Genomic DNA, 18,679 nt, shown 5'->3' on the forward strand with positions numbered 1-18,679 from the left:
GGCACCCTGCCGACCGCCGGCGCCCCGCTGCTTCGGGTGCCGGCGGTCGGGGACCGTCGTCCGGGTGGGTCAGGTGCGCCGTAGGGGCGGGAAGCCGTCGAGGTCCTCGGGCTGCGTGGCGACCGCCTGCCCGAGCAGGTGCAGTGGGCCCGCTGTGATGCCCGCCGCTTCCATGACCCGCCAGTGGGCCCGTGCGAGCCGGGCGTCCACCAGGCCGTGGACCAGAGGGAGTTCCGGATGTGCGGCATGGAGCAGGGACTCCAGGCGGCACGAGGCGATCGTGCCCGGGAGCCAGGACCGGGCCGCGTATCCCGCCGCCGCGGCCGCCGGCAGCCCCGGCGCCGTACGCCGCTCCAGCGGCCCGACGGTCAGCAGGCCGCCGCCGACGATCAGGACGTCGCGGTGCTCCCGCATCCGGGCCAGCGCCCTCGTGGTGTCGAAGCAGTGCGGGAAGGAGTCGTCGACGACGATCGCGCCCGGCCGGAGCCGCGACACGTCGAGCACCGTGTCCCCTCCGCTGACGGCCGTGACCAGGAGATCGGCCTCGTACACGGTGGCCGGCAGAGCGGCCGGGCCGGACTCGTGGATCTCCATGTTCCGGGCGAGACCGCGGGCGGTCAGCTCCTCCGCCAGGGTCCGCAGCCGCGGCGCACTGCCCGCGACATCGCACAGGAGCAGCCTGGCGGGCGGCGCGTCGGCGAGGGTGAGGAGCAGTTCGAGGGACGACCTCCCGATGGAGCCCAGGCCGACCACGGCGACGGCGAGGCCGCCGAGTTCACGGCCCGTCCTGACGAGGGCCGCCTGGACGGTCTTGACCACGGAAACGGCGGTCGCCGCGTGCCCGGTGGTGAGCGCGGTCGCCGTGTCGGCGCCCGTCTCGCGCAGGACCCCGAAGCCGTACGCGGTGAGTGACGGGATCATGCCCGCGAGCGAGACGCTCCGGGCGCCCAGCGACGCCGCGTACGCGACGGCCCGGGCCGTGCGGCCGGCGAGATCGGGCGTCGAGGCGAGCTCGTCGGCGAACAGGGGAAGGCAGACGAACCCGGACCGGCCGAGCGGTGTGCCGATCTCCTCCACGAGCCGCGGACCCCCACCCGGGAAGAGCAGCTCGCGGAGCTGTTCACGTGGCACCGCCCCGTCCGTGGGTTCGCCGAGGGCCGCGAGCGCGGTGAGCCGGCCGGGCGGGGGAAGGTACCCGATGAGCGCGGAGTCCAGGACGTCGGGAGACGGGCCCTCGCGGAACGCTGCCCGACGCGGGTGCCGCGTCGGGCTGCTCGTACGCTCCGTGCCCTCCGTCATCCCGCGCCGCAGGGCGCCGGCGAAGGAGGCGAACGCCGCCTCGTCGGGGAACGCGGACGCGGACGCGCGAAGTGTCACCCGCAGTTCTCCGTCGCCCACCGGCCGCACCGCCAGGAACGTGTCCGTCCCCACCGGTGGCGGCGCGAGGACGGAGTCGGCATCGTCCCACCGCATCCTCAGCATGTCGCCGCTCATCGGGCCGAGGGCGGAGAAGTCCAGGAAGGTGAAGAAGAACTGGGCCACCGGAGGCAGCCCACCGTCGTTCCGGGGAGTCCGTACCCCCTCCGCACGCGCCGTCTCGACCTCCGCCACCACCGCGCGCAGGTCCTCGTCGAACGTACGGCGCTCCGTCTCTGCCTCCCCGGCCTTCCTCCCCTCACGGGATCCGGGGCCCGGCCGCAGCGGTACGGCAGCCGCGTACGGGCCGAACGCCAGATGGGCATCGGGATGCGCGTCGTCCCGCCCGGACACGGCCAGACCGAGGATCAGATCCTCCTGCCCGGTCGCGACGGCCAGCGTCCGGTAGTACGCGGCGAGGACCGGGGCGAACAGCGTCGTACCCGCGTCGGTGGCGATCCGGCGCAGCGCCGCGACCTCGGTCGTGCTGAGGGTGAAACCGGTGGAGCGGTACGGGGCCGCCTCCGGGTCCTTGTCGGGCGCGCCGGTTCGGGCGCGGCGCCAGAGAACCGGGCGGCGGTACGGCGTGTCGAGCCGGGCCCGGCGGGGGCCGTCGGACGCGGCCGCGCGTTCCCGCGCGGCGACATGGTCGCGGAACGTGCCCCGCAGCGGCGGGAGTTCGGTGGGCTCCCCCCGGACCACACGGTCGTAGACGGCGAGCAGCTCACGGCCCAGCAGCGCCACGCTGTAGCCGTCGCCGATCAGATGGTGGGCGTGCACGACGAGCACATGCTCGTCGAGTCCGGGCCCGAGGGTCAGCATCCGCAGACGCAGCAGCGGCCACGCCCAGGGCTCGAGACGGCGCGCGCGCTCGTCGGCGATCCGTGACGCGAGCAGGCCGGGTTCGGCAAGGGTCTCGAAGTCGACCGGGAGTCGCAGGCTGGGCGGAAGCTCCTGCTGGACGGGGGGCCTGGCTCCCGCGGGGAACACGGTCCGCAGCATCGGATGGCGTGCGACGCAGACGTCGACGGCCTGCTGGAACGCGGCGGTCCGTAGGGGCCCGTCGATCCGCAGTCCGGCGAGCCATGCCGTGGGGGAGCCGGGCGCCATCGCCTCCGCGAGCAGGAATCCGCGTTGGGAGGGGGAGAGAGGGAAGGGCGACGGGCCGCCGTGTGAGCCCTCGCCGACGCAGGGGGCCTGGCCGGTGATGCCGGGCCCCTCGTCGGCGACGCCGTGCCCCTCGTGGGCGACGCCGTCGATGGCGGCGGCGAGCGCGGCCAGCGTGCGGTGGCGGTACACGACGGTGGGCCTGGGCAGGGCCGGGATCCTCTCGCGGAGGCGGGCGAAGACCTGCAGGACGAGCAGGGAGTCACCGCCCAGCGTGAAGAAGTCGTCCTCGCGCCGGACCTCGTCCGCGTCGAGGAACTCGGACCAGACACGGGCCAGCAGGATCTCGGTCGGCGTCGCCGGAACGGTCCGTCCCGGCGTGGCCGTCCCTCCTGGCGTGGACGCCCTTCCTGGGGAGGACGTCTCATCCGGCGTGGTCGGCCCTCCCGGTGCGGTCTCCCCTCCCGTCGCGGCCGTCCCCCGCGTCGCTGTCGTCACCGGCCCGCCGGTACCGGTGGCAGGCGTGCCGAGCCCCGCACGGTCGATCTTCCCCGTCCCGGTCACCGGGAGTTCGGCCATGACATGGATCCGGGCCGGCAGCATGTACTCCGGCAGTGTCCCCGCCAGATGGGCGCGCAGAGCCGTGGAATCCGGTGCCGTCACGCCCGGTCTGAGCTCGACGAACGCGCCGAGCCGCCCGTCCCGGTGCACGACGGCGGCACGGGCCGCCGCCGGATGCGTGAGCAGCACCGCTTCGATCTCGCCCGGTTCCACCCGGTGCCCGCGGATCTTGACCTGGTCGTCGATCCGGCCGAGGAAGTCCAGCACGCCCCGCTCGTCGCGCCGGACCCGGTCGCCGCTGCGGTACCAGCGGCGCCCGTCGCGCTCGGTGAACGCGGCGGAGGTCAGCTCCGGCGCGTGCAGATAGCCGGGAGTGAGCCCCACGCCCGCGATGAGCAGCTCGCCGGGTTCACCCGGCGCGCAGCGCCGCCCGTCCGGTGCCACCACGTCGATCCGCGTGCCGCTGAGGGGCGTCCCGATGGGCAGTGACCGGACGTCGTCGGCGGGGCGGCCTTCGATGATGTGGAAGGTGGCGTTGATGGTGGCCTCGGTGGGCCCGTACAGATTGGCGATCCGGTGACCGGGACCGAACAGGTCGTACCAGCGCCGCACATGGGCGGGCGGCAATGCCTCGCCGCCGACGTGGATCCAGCGCAGAGCCGACAGGTCCGGTGCCGGCCCGCCCTCCCGTATCCGGGTCTCGGCGGCCTCCAGCAGCCGGGACCACAGGCTGGGGACCGAACTCCACACCGAGATACGGGCCTGCTCGACCCGGTCGAGCAGCGCCTCGGGGTCCCGCAGCAGCTGCCGGGGGAGGACGACCACGGTGGCGCCGACGAGCAGGGGCGCGAGGAGCTGTCGTACCGACGCGTCGAAGCACAGCGAGGCCGTCTGGGCGAGCCGGTCGCCTTCGGCGTACCGGAAGGTGGCCAGCGCCCAGTCGAGGTAGTTGGTCATCGAACGACGGGTGATCGGGACCGCCTTGGGGCGCCCGGTGGAGCCCGAGGTGAAGATCACGTAGGCGAGGGAGTCGGGGCCGGGGGCGGCCGCAGGCTCGGCGCCGTCGGTGGACGGCTCGGGCGAGCGGTCGTCGGTCGTGACCAGGGCGACGCCGGTGTCCGAGGCGAGCTTTGCCGCCGACGCCCGGGTCGCCGCATGGCAGACGAGGACACCGGCACGGGATCTGCTCAGTTGGTCGGCCAGGCGTACGGGGGGATGGGCGGCGTCCAGCGGAACCCATCCGGCCCCGGCTCGCAGAATGCCGACCACGCCGGTCACGGCATCGGCGCCCTGTTCGGTCAGCAGTCCCACCAGGTCACCCGGGGCCACGCCGTGGGCGCGCAGCCGGGCGGCGAGCGCGCCGGACGCCCGGTCCAGTTCGGCGTAGGTCACGGTACGACCGTCACCCGTGTCGACGGCCACCGCGGTCGGGGTCGCCCGTGCCTGCGCGCGCAGGCGGGCGACGATGTCCGAGGGGTCGTCGGCGGGGTGGGAGAACTCCGGGAGGGGGAGCTCGGTGTGGCGGGGGAGTTCGGGGACAGGTGCCGGCATCGTTCGCCCGGCTCCGCCAGCGGACTCGTATGCTCCGGCGGAGCGCGAGAGCGCGGCCGCCCCGGTCAGTTCGGCCAGGTGCTGGGAGGCCAGTCGGACGATCGTGGTCCGGTCGAAGAGCCGTGCCGGGAAGTTCCACGAGAAGGACAGGGCCCCGTCGGACTCCCAGCACAGCAGACTCAGCCGGGTGGCGGCCGTGGCCGTTCCGGCCGAGGCCGGGCGGACCTCCACCGGGCAGTCGGGGGCGAGGGAGACCGGGAACCGCGCGAAGCTGAACGACGCGGGCGCCGCCGTACGCGGTCCCGTCCCGTCCGTCGGAAGGAGCCCGGCCAGGTCGAGACTGGTGAGCCTGCCGTGCCGTTCGCTCTCGGGCCATGCGTCACGGAGCCGTACCGCGATCGCCCGTACGGAGTCGTCCGGGCCGACGTGGACGGGGATCGGCAGGGTGTCGGCCAGCGGCCCCACCAGCCGGTCGATGCCCGGCAGCCGCGTCTCGCGGCGTGCCCGCGCGACGTTCACGGACACGTCCTCCCGGCCTCCGCTCCACCGGGACAGGCAGCGTGCGTACGCCGCGAGGAGGAGGTGGAAGAGGGACACGTGGTGTGCGGCCGCCAGTTCGCGCAGCGCGGCCGACAGCTCGGGGCCGGGGGCCACCTGGTGGGCGAGGAGCGGAGGTTCGGGGAGACCCAGCGGATCGCCGTCGTACGGGAGCGCGAGCGGTTCGCCCCGGCGGGCGAGCACTGCACGCCAGTACGCCCGGTCCTCGGCGAGGTCCGCCTCCGACCGGTCGGCCCGCTCGTGTGCCGCGTGGGCGGCGAAGTGTGCGGTGAGTGGCCGGAGTTCGGGGGCGCGCCGCTGAGACAGGGCCGTGTAGAGGTCCCAGAGTTCCTCGCCGAGGACGTTGAGGCTGTAACCGTCGGCTGCGGCGTGATGCACCAGGAGCACGAGACGGGCGGAGTCGGCGTCTCCCGTGCGGGCGAGCACCGCGCGGATGGGAGCTTCGACGGCGAGGTCGAACGGGCGATTGCACAGGGTCTCTTCGAGCTGTGACAGCTCCTCGTCGACGGAGTGGGTGCGGGGCAGGTCACGGACCTCGTACCAGTCGGGAATCCGCCCCTCGGGGCCGGGAGGCACGGCAGCCTGCGTGGGCAGAGATCCCCCGGGTGCGACGCGGATGCGGAGCATCGCGTGACGGTCGGCGAGCCGACCGAGCGCCACGCCGAGCAGCTCCGGGTCGAGCGGGCCGCGCACGTCCTGGGTCACGTACCCGTAGGCGGCGACGTCCGGGGACAGCCCGGCCTGGGCGTGGAAGGCGAGCTGGACCGGAGTCAGGGGGAAGGGGACGCTGTCGTCTGCCGAGTCCGCCGGCCCGGACGGCTGAGAGAAGGAAACGGAGGAGTGGCCCTCGGCGCTGCCGAGTTGGTCGGCGAGTTCCCCCAGGGTCCGGTGCTCGAAGAACAGGGTGATGGGAAGGGCGCGGTCGAGTTCCTTCTCCAGGCGCTTCACCAGATCGACGGCCATGAGCGAGTCCAGGCCCAGGCCGAGCAGCGGTACGTCGTCACCGAGCTCGTCCGGGGACACCCGGAGCGCCTCGGACAGCAGCTGCCGAAGGACGCCCACGGCGGTGCCTGCCTCCTCGGCGTGGTGGCCGCCCGCACGTGGGAGGGCATCGGACCGGGCCGGGGCCGGGTGGGACATGACGTGCGGGGGCCGGTCCTTCGGGAACGGGGATGCGACGGGGGCGGCCTGTGTACGGCGGGTGGCCCCCGTGGCCAGGTCGGCGACCATCAGCCGGGCGGCGTCGGTGGCACAGGCCGCACGCAGAGCCTCCAGCGCGGCGCCGGTCGCGAGCGGAGCGGGTCCGCGCGCGGCGCCGGTGGCCCGGGCCGACGAGCCCGCCCCCGTGCCGACGGCAGTGCCGTGCTCAGTGCCGGAGATGAGCCCCGTGTCAGGGCTGAGCCCAGTGCCGGAGCTGAGCCCCGTGCCGGAGCTGAGCCCCGTACCGGCGGCGAGGCCCGTATCGGCGAACGCGGCGAAGTTCACCGCCTTCCACGGGCGGCCGGCGGCATGCTCCGCGGCGGCGAAGGCGTCGAGGTAGGCGTTGGCGGCGGCGTAGTCGCCGATCGCCCCCGACAGACCCGGCAGGACCGAAGCGACCGAGGAGAACGCCACACACAGGGAAGGACGCAGGTCGTGCTCGCGAAGTCCCCGTGCGAGCAGTGCCGTACCCCGCGTCTTGGCGGCGAGCACCGCGGCCACCTCATCGGGCGACTTGGCCCGCAGCGTGCCGGGCCGCACCACTCCGGCCGCGTGGATGAGCACGTCGAGCCGCGGCAGCCCGGCCAGCAGCACGTCGACGTCCGCCTCGCGGGATACGTCGGCGGCGCGGTACTCCACGGTGGCGCCGAGCGCGCGGAGCTCGGGGAGGAGTCCGGCGGGCGGCTCGGCCGAGCGCCCGGTCAGCACCAGAGTCGGCCGTCCCCGCCCCGCGAGGTCCCGTGCGAGCGCGCGGCCGACCCCTCCGGCGCCCCCGGTGATGAGATACACGCCGTCGGCGGGCAGCGCCGCCTCGGAGGACGCGGGTTCCACGGCGACCGAGGCGGTCCCGTCAGCCGTCGACTCGGCAGCCGTGTCGACGGGCTCGACGCTCCGGCCGAGGCGTCGACCGGCCCGCCAGGCGACGGCGGGCGCGGTTCGCCCCGCCTCCGGCGCAGCGGGCCGGGCCGCGAGCTCGTGGGCGAGTGCGTCGAGCCGCGCTTCCATCCCTTCCTGGGAGGACAGGTCGACACTGAGTGCGGCGACACCGGGAAACTCCTCGGGCAGTGCCGGAGTCAGCCCGGTCAGGACCGCCTGCGTGGGGCGCGGCCGCTCCGGCCCGACGCCGGTGACGTGGACGTCCTCGGTGACGACGAGGACGCGTGGGCGGTGGAGCGCGAGCTCCGGCAGCAGGCCCTGGACTTCCGCGACCATGGTCCGATGCGCGGCGTCGAGCGCGTCGGCGGAGTCCGGCTCCACGGCCGGACCGGCAAGCAGCACGACGACCTCCGGGGCGGTCGCGCCGTCGAGCGCCGGACCGCCGTCCAGCTCCCGACCGCCGTCGGCCGTCGGCCCACCGTCGGGCAGCGGACCGGTGTCGGTCGCGGTACGAGGGCCGGGCAGCGGACCACGGCCCGACAGGGCGCCACCGTCAGCTGTCCGGGTGCTGTCGGGCAGCGGGCTCCCGGCACGCCGGACCTCGACACCCCGCCCCGTCAGACGGTCCGCGAACGCGCGGGCGAGTGCCGAGTCCGGACCGGCGAGCAGGACGGTACGCGGACCGGCGCCGACGGTCGTCGGGGCGTCGGTCCACTCGATCCGGTGCAGCAGCGGCCGGGGCCGAGGAGCGGCGCCGGGCCAGTAACGGCGCCGCTGGAAGGGGTACGTGGGTACGGTGACCCGCCCTCGCCCGGCATCCATCGCCGTACGGTCCAGCGGCACGCCCCGCTGCCAGAGCCGGCCCACCGTCTCCAGGAGGCCCCGTGCGCCGTCCCGGTCACCGGCCGCGAGCGCGACCGCCCCCGCTCCGCGTGGATGCGCCGCCGAGACGGCGCGCACGGGGCCGCCCAGCGCGGCGGAACCGAGCTCGACGAACGTGTCGTACCCGTCGGCGAGCAGCCTTTCCACCGCCGCGCCGAAGCGCACCGGGCGACGGGCGTGGTCCCGTAGGTACGCGGGGTCCAGGACCGGTTGCCACGCGGCGGTGACCGTACTGATCAGCGGTGTCACCGACGGCCGGAGCACAAGACTCCCCGCGGTTTCGGCGAGCGGGCCGAGGGCCGGATCCATCAGCGGGGAGTGGAAGGCCCGCGACACCGCGAGGCGGCGAGCCGTGATCCCTCGCCCGGACAGCGCGGCCACGGCACGCTCGACGGCGGCCTCGGTCCCGGCCAGGACGACCTGGTCGGGACCGTTGACCGCAGCCACACTCAGCGCGCCGCCGAACCGCGCCTCTGCCACCAGCGCGGCGACGGTCTCCTCGTCGCAGCGCACGGCAGCCATGGCACCGGGCGCGCACAGCTCCGCCATCAGCCGCCCGCGCTCGGTGGCGAACCGTACGGCGTCGGCGAGCGAGAGCGTCCCGGCGACGCACGCCGCGGCGATCTCACCGACGCTGTGCCCGGCGACCGCGTCCGGCGAGATCCCCCACGCCCGCACCTGGCGGGCGAGCGCGACCCCGTACGCGACGAGGAGGGGCTGGGCGACATCGGTTCGGGCGAGCGCGTCGGGGGAGACGTCGGGGTCGAGACACCAGGCGGCGAGACTGCGTCCGCCGATCGCACCCGCGTGGCCCGAGGCCTCGTCGAGCGCCTCCCTGAACGCGGGGGCGTCGGCGTACAGCGCGCGGGCCCGCCCCTGCGGCCGTACCCCCTGCCCGGGAAGGAGGAGAACGAGACGCGCCCGGGCGCGTACGGGCGCGCCGAGGGGCGTGTCTCCGTCGCGTACGGCTTCGAGCCGGGCCGCGAGATCCCCGTCGGCGACGACGGCGAGGCGATCGGGGCCCTCGTCACGGGCGAGGGCGACGGCGGCGCAGACGTCGCCCTCGTCGAGGCCCGGGCGGGTGCGCAGACGGCCGGCGAGAGCGGCAGCGGCGGCACGCAGCCCGTCCGTCCCGTGCGCGGAGAGAGTGAGCAGCCGGGGACCGGCCGACGGTGTCCGGTGCGCTGTCGGTCGGGCGGGTGGTTCTTCCAGTACGGCATGGGCGTTGGTGCCCCCGAAGCCGAACGCGTTGACTCCCGCGAGCAGCGGGCCCGGCGCCTCCCAGTCGCGTACTTCGTCCACCAGGGCGAAGCCCGAACCGGCCAGGTCGAGCGCGGGTGCGGGCGCGGCCCGGAGTGGGGACGGCGGCAACCGCCTGTGTCCGAGTGCGAGGACGACCTTCACGAGACTCGGCATGCCGGCGGCGTTGAGCAGGTGTCCGACGTTGGTCTTGACCGAGCCGAGCAGCCGGAGCCGTCCGTCGGGAAGAGGAGGAAAGGCATGCGCGAGCGAGCGCACCTCGACGGGGTCGCCGACGGGAGTGCCCGTGCCGTGGGCCTCCACGTACGAGACGCTCCCAGGGTCGATCCCCGCGTCGAGGTACGCCTGCGCGATGACCTCACGCTGCGTCAGAGGATTGGGCGCCATCAGGCTCAGCGAACGGCCGTCGTTGTTCACGGCGGTGCCTCGCAGGATCGCGAGGACCGGATCACCGGCGCGCTCGGCCTCGTCGAGACGGGTCAGGACGAGGGCCGCGCCGCCCTCCCCGGGAACGAAACCGTCGGCCGCCGCGCCGAACGCGTGGCAGCGCCCGGTCGGGGAGAGAGCCCCCGCCTTCTCCAGGAGGGCGTACCCGGTCGGTGTGAGGTTGAGGTGTACGCCGCCGACGACGGCGATGTCGCACTCGCCGGCCTGGAGGCTGCGGCGCGCCAGGTGCAGTGCGACGAGGGCGGAGGAACACGCCGTGTCGACGGCTAGCGCGGGCCCGGTCAGGTCCAGGCAGTGCGCGACGCGGGCGGCGAGCATGTTGGGAAGGTTCCCGGTCAGCGCCGACGCGGGCAACCGCGCCTCACCGCAGGCCTGTTCGAGGACACGCCGGTAGCCGCTGTCGCCGGCCGCGACGAAGACACCCACCCGACGCCCCCGGCGACGCGGACCGGCGTAACCGGCCCGCTCCAGGGCCTCGTGCGCGAGCTCCAGAAGAACGCGTGCCTGGGGGTCGGTCGCCCGCGCCTCCTCCTCACCGATCCCGAAGAACCCGGCGTCGAACCCGGCCGGCTCGTCGAGGAAGGCGCCCCGGCGGGCATGGCGGTCCGACGGGTCCGTCCACCGCCCGTCGGGTACGCCGGTGACGGCGTCGTAGCCGTCGAGGAGCCGGTCCCAGAACGCCTCGGGCGTGTCGGCACCAGGGAAGCGACACGCGAGGGCGGACACGGCGACGACGGGGGCGGCGACGTGGGGCTTGGGGTCCGCGGGGACGAAGGGCTCGACGCCGTCGGCGGTGGTCGGCCCGTGCGGCGGTACACGTGACGGGAGGCCGTCGGGAGTCTTCGGAGCCGTGGGGTCGCCGGCGGCGAGCAGCAGACCGGCGAGCGCCGCCACCGTGGTGTGGTCGCGCATGTCGGACGGGCGCAGGGGTACGCCGAACTCGTCCTCCAGGACGGCCAGTACCTCCATGGCCTTGAGTGACGAGCCTCCGAGCGCCCGGAAGTCGTCGTACAGCCCGATCTCCTCGGCCGGCAGCAGAAGCACCCGGGCCCAGACGCGGAGCACGACCGCCTCGACGTCCGGCCGGGAACGAGGCCCCGGCCCCGGCCCCGGAGCCACGTCGCCCGGCTGCGCGCCGCTGTCGCCGCGCGACCCGCCGGATCTGATCGATTCGACTGATCCGACCGCGCCGCCCGTGCCGACTGCGTGGACCTCACCGGCCACAGGGAGAGAACTGCCCGGTGCTCCCGGCAGGGAGCCGTCCAGCACCCCCGGCTGGGACCCGCCCCCTGCCCCCGGCTGGGACCCACCCCCCGGCAGGGGAACGCCCCCCGCCACCCCGACAGCCCCCCGCCCCGCGATCTCCGGATACTCCCCGCCCTCGAACCGCTCGCGCAGCACCCCACGCCGGACCTTCCCGCTGGTGGTCCGCGGAATCGCCCGTACGGGCAGCGCCAGCACCCTCACGTCGTCATGGCCCAAAGCCTCGCGGACCCGCCGGCCGACCTCGCGCAGCAACGCGGATGTCACGTCGGCCCGGGGTGGCGGGGGTGCGAGGAAGACGACCACCCGCTCGCCGCCGCCCGCAGGATCGGCGGAGCCCACGACCGCGACGGGGCATCGAACCAGCCCCGGCGCGCCGGCCGCGACCTCCTCCAGGTCCGCCGCGTGGAACGTACGCCCGTCGACGAAGACGACGTCCTTGGACCGGCCGGTCACACACAGCCGTCCCTCCCGAAGGAACCCCAGGTCACCGGTGCGCAGCCACCCGTCGACGAAGGTCTCCGCCGTCGCCTCGGGAGCACGGTGGTAGCCGCGGGCCAACTGCGGTCCCCGCACCTCGACATGGCCGACCCGGCGGTCCTCCACCGCCTCGCCCTCGGCGTCGGTGATCCGTACGGCGCACCCGCGCACAGGGCTGCCCACGTCCATCAGCTCCACGGCGTCCGGGCCGGGTGCGGCGTCCACCGCCCGCCCGCGGCCGAGCGCCGCCCGGTCCAGGGCGAGCGGCCGGGCCACCTCGCCGGGCGGCGGGAAGGTCACGGCCAGCGTGGCCTCGGCGAGGCCGTAGACCGGCTGCGGCGCGTCCGCCGCCAGCCCGGTGGGCCGCATCCGCCGGACGAACGCCCGCCACACAGCGGGCGATATGGGCTCCGCGCCCACCAGGATCATCCGTACGGAGGTGAGGTCGAGACGGTCGAGGGAGCCCTCGGGCACGCGCCGTTCGACGAGAGCCAGGGCGAAGTTCGCGGCCGAGAGCAGCGTCGCCCGGTGCCGTGCCGCCGCCTCCAGCCACCGTACGGGTCGCTTGGCGAACGTCAGCGGTTCGATCCGCACCTGCTTGATCCGGGCCGACAGCGGCACGAGATGGGTGCCGATCAGCCCCATGTCGTGGAAGTACGGCATCCAGGTGGCGAGCACGTCCACGGAGGTGATGCCCGCCGCCGCCCGGATCTGCGCCAGATTGGCCAGCACCGCCGAATGTGTCAGCTCGACCCCCTTCGGCGCCCCCGTACTGCCGGAGGAGAACTGCAGGAACGCCACGTCGCCGGGTGCCCGCTCGGGCAGCCGCAGAGGAGCCGGGTGTTCGCGCAGCCCGTCGAACATCAGGGGCAGTACGGAGTCGGGAAGGGCGCCGAGCAGGGGCGCGGTGGACGCGCCGAGGGCGATCGGCGGCCGGCCGAGGAACTCCCGGACGGGCAGCACCCGCCGTACGTCCGGTGCGAGCGGCACCGGTACGAGCCCGGCGGCGACCGCACCCCAGAAGAGCGGCAGGAACTCCTCGCTCCGCTCGGCCGGGAGCACCACATGGCTCCCCGCCGAGAGGCCCGCGGCGAGGAACCCTCCCGCGACGCGCAGCGACTCGGCGAGCAGCGCGCTGTGGCAGACGGTCCTTTCCCCGCCGTCCCCGTCCACATGAACGATCTCCTGACCGGGCGCGGCCTCCGCCGCACCGGTCAGCACGTCCAGCAACACCGTCTCGCCGTTGCCCCGCATCCGTGCCCCCCGTGGTTCCGCCCGGGCCCTGCCCGACGGAGGGCCCGCTTCACGGCGCGCGCGAGAGCGACCTCCCCCGGTCCGGCCCGGTCCGCTCTGGTCTGCCGTCATGATGACTGATCTTCATCCCGCACGCCGAAGGCGCCCGGCGGCCGTTCCTCCCGCCTTTCGGGTCAGGAACCGACCGGGAGGACCTCCGCGACGGCGTCCAGAACGGCGCGCCACCGATAGGCCGCGGGGTCCCCCTGACCCGGCTCGTGGGGCTCGAACCCGCCCTCGCCGTACAGGACTCCGACTCCCGCACCGCGGAGCGTCTCGATCGACCGCTCGAACTGGGGATGGGCGGCCAGCGCGGAGCTCACGCACGGCATCATCGCCATCGGGGTCCCCTTCCCGATGCCCTCCGCCACCACCCCGACCAGCCACTTGTCCGTGATCCCGAGCGCCCAGTGGTTCACCGTGTTGAACGTGGCCGGCGCGACCACGATCGCGTCCGCCCGGGGCCATGTGTCGGGCTCGCCGGGAAGCAGGTAGTCCCAGCGCACGGGGTGGCCGGTGAGTGCGGCGAGGCCGTCGAGCGAGTGAGCGAGCCAGCGGGCCGCCGTGGGGGTGAGACCGAGGCACACGTCCCAGCCGTCGGCCTGCGCCTCCTCGATGACACGGGCGACGTCGAAGACGGGCGGGGCGGCGCTGCAGAACAGGTAGAGGGTCCGAGAATCCATGCCCCCATCCGATCACAGGTCGGCGCCCCCACCGCGAGGGAGCGGCGACCGGGGCGGCGGGCGTGCTGCCCGTGACGTCCCTCCCCTGCCGCTCCCGGCGGCGGGCCGCTACCGTGGTCCCATGGCACGGGAAATCAGGATCGAGATCAGCGACGAGGCGTACGAGGCGCTGGAGCGCGTCGCGGCTGAGAAGCACGTGCCTGCGGAGGACTACGCGGGCCGGGTGCTCGACGCCGACCTGACGCGCACGCTTTTCCTCGAAGGGGCCCGCTCCTTCGTCGCGGAGCACGGTCAGGCCTTCGCGGAGCGATTCGGTCGCCCCACGAAGCACAGCGCCGACGCCGCCTGAAGCGGGCGGTCACAGAGTGCTGCTCCAGATCGATCTGTCCTGGCTGCTCGACGTCGCCCAGCAGGAGATCCCCGGCGACCCCGAGATCTCCGACTGGGGAGCCTTCGAGGCGGCCCGCGCCCGCCACGCGTTCCGGGTGATGGACACCCCGGTCTACGACCAGCCGCATCACCGGGCGGCCGCGCTCCTGGAGCAGTTCGTCCGGGTTCCGGCCCTCGAGCACTCCAACGAGCTGTACGGCGTGGTGGTCGCCGCGGCGTATCTCCACGCGTCCGGGCACCCGGTCAGCGTGTCGGCCGAGGAGGCCATCGACCTGGTGGAGCGGGTGGCCGAGGGACGGATCGATGTTCGTCAGGTCGCGGGTGTCCTGAAGGAGTGGACCCGCTGAATCCGGCGGCTCGCGGCCGGACCGCGTGGGAACGAACACCGGCTGGACGCCGAGGCCGGCGAGGCGGACTCCCGCGATCGTAGGCGGCCACACCCGAAGGGTCGTCAACCTGTGGCTGTACGACCAGGGTCGACACCCGGGTCCGGGGATTGTCAGCGGCGGTCGGACGACGGGAGGGGTGGCCCGCTGGCACCTTGTTCGTGTGATCGAAGTCAATGAACTCACGAAGCGATACGGCGGCACGACCGCCGTCGAAGCCCTCTCCTTCACGGTCCGCCCGGGCCGGGTGACCGGGTTCCTCGGGCCGAACGGATCGGGCAAGAGCACGACTCTGCGGATGATCCTCGGTCTGCACCGGCCCACCGGCGGCGCCGTCACCGTGGACGGCCGTCCCTTCCACGAGCGGCCCCGCGGCCTGCGTCACGTCGGTGCGCTCCTCGACGCGCACGACGTGCACGGCGGGCGCAGCGCGGAGGCCCAGCTGTCAGCCCTGGCACGCAGCAACCGCATCCCGCAGCAGCGCGTGAAGGAGGTACTGCGGGAGGTCGGTCTCGCCGAGGCGGCACGACGTCGCATCGGCGGATTCTCGCTCGGGATGAAGCAGCGGCTCGGCATCGCGTCGGCCCTGCTCGGCGATCCGCCGGTGCTGCTGTTCGACGAGCCGCTGAACGGTCTGGACCCCGAGGGCGTGAAGTGGGTGCGCGAGCTGTTCCAGCGGCTCGCGGCCGAGGGCCGCACCGTGTTCGTCTCCAGCCACCTGATGTCGGAGATGGAGCACACCGCCGACGAGCTCATCGTCATCGGCCGGGGCCGGCTGATCGCGGCGGAGAGCCTCGCGGAGTTCTCCGCGCGCGGCACCCGCCGGAGCGTTCGGGTGAGCACGCGGGGAGCCGCCGTCCTGCGGGCCGCGCTGGTGGCCGAGGGTGCGGAGGTGGACCGGGACGGCGACGAGCTCACCGTCACCGGACTGACGGCGGACCGGATCGGGGAACTCGCCCTGAAGCACACCGTCCCGCTGCGCGGGCTCCATACCCGGTCCGCGTCCCTGGAGGACGTGTTCATGGAACTCACCGCCGACAGCGTCCAGTACCTCGCAGGAGAATCCCGATGACCCGGACCTCGATGACCCGCACACCCGCTTCCCGGCAGGGAACGCACACCGTCGCGCCCCGCTCCGGCGACCCGGAGCCCCGCCCCCGGTTCCTCGACCTGGTCGCCGCCGAGTGGGTCAAGCTCCGGTCCCTGCGCTCGACCTGGATCGCGTACGGGACCGCCGCGCTCGCCGTGATCGCCTTCAACGCGGGTACCGCCTACGACATGTACAAGTACTGGACGGCGGAGAACGCGACGGACCGGATCGAGTTCGTCCGGGACGGGATGCCGCTCCAGGTGGCCTTCACCGGCAACGCGGCGATGGTGATGGTCCTTGCGCTCGGCGCCATCGGCGCCCTCGCGATGGTGGGGGAGTACAGCACGGGCACCGTCCGTACGACGTTCGCGGCCGTCCCGGCCCGCCGTGCGGTGATGGGCGCCAAGGCGGTCGTCGTCGGAGCGGTCGCCACCGCCTTCGGCGTCTTCGTCGCGGGAGCCTCGTTCTTCCTCACCCAGGCGATCCTCGACGGACGCGGTGTGGGCGTCCCGCTCGGCGAACCGGGCGCCCAGCGCGTCGTCCTCGCCTCGGCGCTGCTGGCCCCGGTGTCCGCGCTCGCCGGAATGGCCCTCGGCACCGTCATCCGCCATACCGCGGCCACCATGATCACCACGGTCGCGGTCGTCCTCGTCCTGCCCAACGTCCTCTCGGAGGACCGCCATTGGTCGGCGATCGCGGGCCATGCCCTGCCCTTCCGCGCATGGACCCGCCTCGCGGACATCGGTGCGCCGGACCCGTCCGACTTCCCCTGGAGCACGGGCGGAGCCTGGACCGTGTACGTGGTGTGGGCGCTGGGCGCGGCGGCGGTCGCGATCGTCGGGGTACAGCGCCGCGACCTGTGAGGGTACGGGGAGGTCGCCCCCGTACCCCCGGCCCTGCCAGCCCCCCCCCCGCACCCCGTGACCTCCGATCCCTCGTCTCCCTCGTACCCCTCGGATCAAGGGGTGGCGATGAGCTCGCCCAGGCGCATCGCGAGCCACGGCCTGCGGCCGCCCGCCCGCATCCGGCCGCTCGCGATCGCCTTCCAGACGGGCGCGCGCCGGAAGGAGACCAGCAGGAACGTGGTCGGTGCCGCCGTGATCCTGCAGTCGTACGTGCGCGGCGGCGCGTCACGGGTCACGGTCGCCGTCCCGCCGTCGACGACGACGGCCAGCCGCGGACCGCCCTTGATCGCCAGGTCGAAGGCGATGCTGACGCCCTGAGCCTTCGCCGTGTCCAGGGCGAGCGGCATCATCGTCGGCATGGACTGGCCGAGCACGAGACTCGCCTCCTCCGGGCCGATCGGCCACGGGCGTCCGGCCCCGCGCGCGATGTCCAGGCCGTGCACGAGGGTCTCACTGAGCATCAGACCGGTGGCTGCCGCCAGCGTGATCGTCACCTCCTTCCCGAGCCAGGGCGCGGCGACGGGGGTGCCGGGTGAGAGGCCCTCGGTGGCGTGCAGGAACATCGCGCTCCGCTCGGTGACGAAGTCGCCGAGACGGGCGCGCTCCTCGCCGCTGAAGAGGCCGATGGTGGTGGCGTTCACGGCCGCGATCCGCTCGCCGAGCGGCCCGTCGCCCGGGGGCAGGAGGCTGTCCCACTCCACGGAATCGTCGGTGAAGTCGAGGGAGTACGCGAGGTACACCCCCGCGAGGTGCGCACCGACATCGCCCACCGTCCACAGCGGGACGCCGGAAGGCGCGTCCGGATCGGGAACCTCCCGCAACAGCCGGACCAGGCGCGGAACCACGGCCCGCAACGCGGCCCGGGTCTTCTCGTGCTCACCGACGGGATCGAACGTCGTGACGGTACCCATACAACTCCCCCAAGCCGCGGTCGGGCCCGCAGGTTACCGTCGAGTAGGAGGCTGGCGACAGTGCTTGTACGGAAGCCGCCGCAGAGCAGTAACACCGTTGATCGAGACGAGGGTTGACCGGGATGAACCCCGGGCACCGGCCCGCCGCGGGACGGCCCGAACGCCTCGCGAGCCGCCGCGCGTGCCTGATCTTCACATCCGCCCCCCTTCGGTGCCTCCCGTCTCGGGCGCCGGCAGCTTGTGCGAGCGGGCACGGAACGGGCCCTCGTCGGCGAAGGCGTGAGCGGCGAAGCGTTCGCCCATCCGGCGGTACGCGGCGGCGGAGGGGTGCAGACCGTCGGGAAGGTCGTCCACATCGGCCGGGCCGAGCAGCTCACGTCCGTCGAGGTGGTACAGATGAGGATCGTGGGCCTGCCGGATCTCCACGATCCTCGCCAGCTCGTCACGGACCACCTGCAGCGACAAGGCCCCACTGGCCAGATCGGCCGGGTCGCCCAGCGCGGTGATCTTCCCGTCCCGGCCCACCGAGGTCGGGCCGGGACACCCGTCGAGTGCCGGGCAGCTCACCGGGGAGATCACCAGCAGCGGGGTGTCCGGATGGCCGTCCCGGATCGTGTCCAGGAACCCGTGCACCGCCGGGCCGAACGTCCGCAGCCGGAAGGTGGCCAGGCCCACGATGTTGACGCCTGTCTTGAGGCTGATCAGGTCGGCGGGCATGTCGCGGATCGTCCGGGCGACATAGGGGTCCAGCATGTCGTTGCCCGGCTGGCTGAGGTTGGTCACCTCCACGCCCCCGAGCGACGCCGCCACCACGGGCCAGGTGCCGGTGGGGCCGTCGGCTTCGAGACAGTGGCTGATGGAGCTTCCGTGGTGCACCCAGAGGGGCCGGCCGTCGGGCAGGGGTGCCAGCACCTCACCGTCGGCACGGAGCGCCACCAGTTCCGTGGGGGTCTGCTGCGGCAGCCACAGCTCGATGTCCTTCATACCGGCCGGCAGCCCGGCGAAACGTGCCGTCCCCGGCTTCCCCGGTATCAGCCGCGGCTCGGTCCCGGGGCCCGCCATCCGCACCACATGACCCAACGGCGCGCGTCGGCGCCCGGCAAGCACACCGTCCACGGTCAGTTCCAGCATCCCGGTCGGCCGGGGCCGCGGGTCACCGTCCAGCTGCCCCGTGGAGGTGACGACCTCGAACTCGAGCACCCGCGCATCCGTGCGGAACACCAGCCGCACCCCCGAAGGCATCAACGTTCCCCCGTAGACCGACGGGTCCTGGTACTGCTCCTTGGTCCACGCGGGCAACCGGCGCGGCATCACCCCCGCCGCCGTCCTCTCCAGGTCCAGCGCACCCCGTACCTCCACCGCGCCGCCCACCAGCGGATACTCCCGCATCGCCACTGTCACCGCTCCTCTTCTCCGGCCC

8 protein-coding genes are annotated in these 18,679 nt (G+C 74.1%); 4 read left to right on the forward strand and 4 right to left on the reverse strand.

Annotated elements, in window-relative coordinates; all coding sequences use genetic code 11:
• Positions 1 to 69: 69 nt before the first annotated feature.
• Both ACH4MY_RS10240 and ACH4MY_RS10245 read right to left on the reverse strand, forming a co-directional pair.
• Positions 70 to 12,855: an amino acid adenylation domain-containing protein gene (locus ACH4MY_RS10240; protein WP_398000252.1), complete on the reverse strand. Its 12,786-nt coding sequence runs from the start codon at positions 12,853 to 12,855 to the stop codon at positions 70 to 72.
• Between the two features lie 173 nt (positions 12,856 to 13,028).
• On the reverse strand, positions 13,029 to 13,577 hold the full coding sequence (locus tag ACH4MY_RS10245) for a flavoprotein (protein ID WP_398000255.1): 549 nt from the start codon (positions 13,575 to 13,577) through the stop codon (positions 13,029 to 13,031).
• A gap of 121 nt (positions 13,578 to 13,698) precedes the next feature.
• On the opposite strand from ACH4MY_RS10245, the gene ACH4MY_RS10250 reads away from it, so the two are divergent.
• From ACH4MY_RS10250 to ACH4MY_RS10265, 4 genes are all read left to right on the forward strand, one after another.
• A complete protein-coding gene (locus ACH4MY_RS10250) occupies positions 13,699 to 13,926 on the forward strand; it encodes a hypothetical protein (RefSeq protein WP_398000257.1) in 228 nt (75 codons plus the stop codon).
• 16 nt (positions 13,927 to 13,942) lie between these two features.
• Positions 13,943 to 14,314 (forward strand): fic family toxin-antitoxin system, toxin component, encoded by a 372-nt coding sequence (locus ACH4MY_RS10255; RefSeq protein ID WP_398000260.1) that lies wholly within the window; start codon positions 13,943 to 13,945, stop codon positions 14,312 to 14,314.
• A gap of 202 nt (positions 14,315 to 14,516) precedes the next feature.
• Positions 14,517 to 15,425, forward strand: a complete 909-nt coding sequence (locus tag ACH4MY_RS10260; RefSeq protein ID WP_398000262.1) for an ABC transporter ATP-binding protein — start codon at positions 14,517 to 14,519, stop codon at positions 15,423 to 15,425.
• Entirely contained in the window at positions 15,422 to 16,306 is an 885-nt protein-coding gene (locus ACH4MY_RS10265; protein ID WP_398000264.1) for an ABC transporter permease, read from the forward strand. Before ACH4MY_RS10260 ends, ACH4MY_RS10265 begins: the two co-directional genes overlap by 4 nt.
• Before the next feature lie 95 nt (positions 16,307 to 16,401).
• Here the strand turns inward: ACH4MY_RS10265 and ACH4MY_RS10270 are convergent, their stop codons facing one another.
• Together ACH4MY_RS10270 and ACH4MY_RS10275 are read right to left on the reverse strand one after the other, a co-directional pair.
• Complete coding sequence (locus ACH4MY_RS10270) at positions 16,402 to 17,259, reverse strand: maleylpyruvate isomerase family mycothiol-dependent enzyme (protein ID WP_398000267.1); 858 nt, start codon at positions 17,257 to 17,259, stop codon at positions 16,402 to 16,404.
• Positions 17,260 to 17,451: 192 nt separating this feature from the next.
• Entirely contained in the window at positions 17,452 to 18,648 is a 1,197-nt protein-coding gene (locus ACH4MY_RS10275; protein WP_398000585.1) for a lipase, read from the reverse strand.
• Positions 18,649 to 18,679 lie beyond the last annotated feature (31 nt).

This window comes from Streptomyces sp. NPDC017246 (genome assembly GCF_044331325.1).
In the GTDB taxonomy this organism is placed as follows: Bacteria; Actinomycetota; Actinomycetes; order Streptomycetales; family Streptomycetaceae; genus Streptomyces.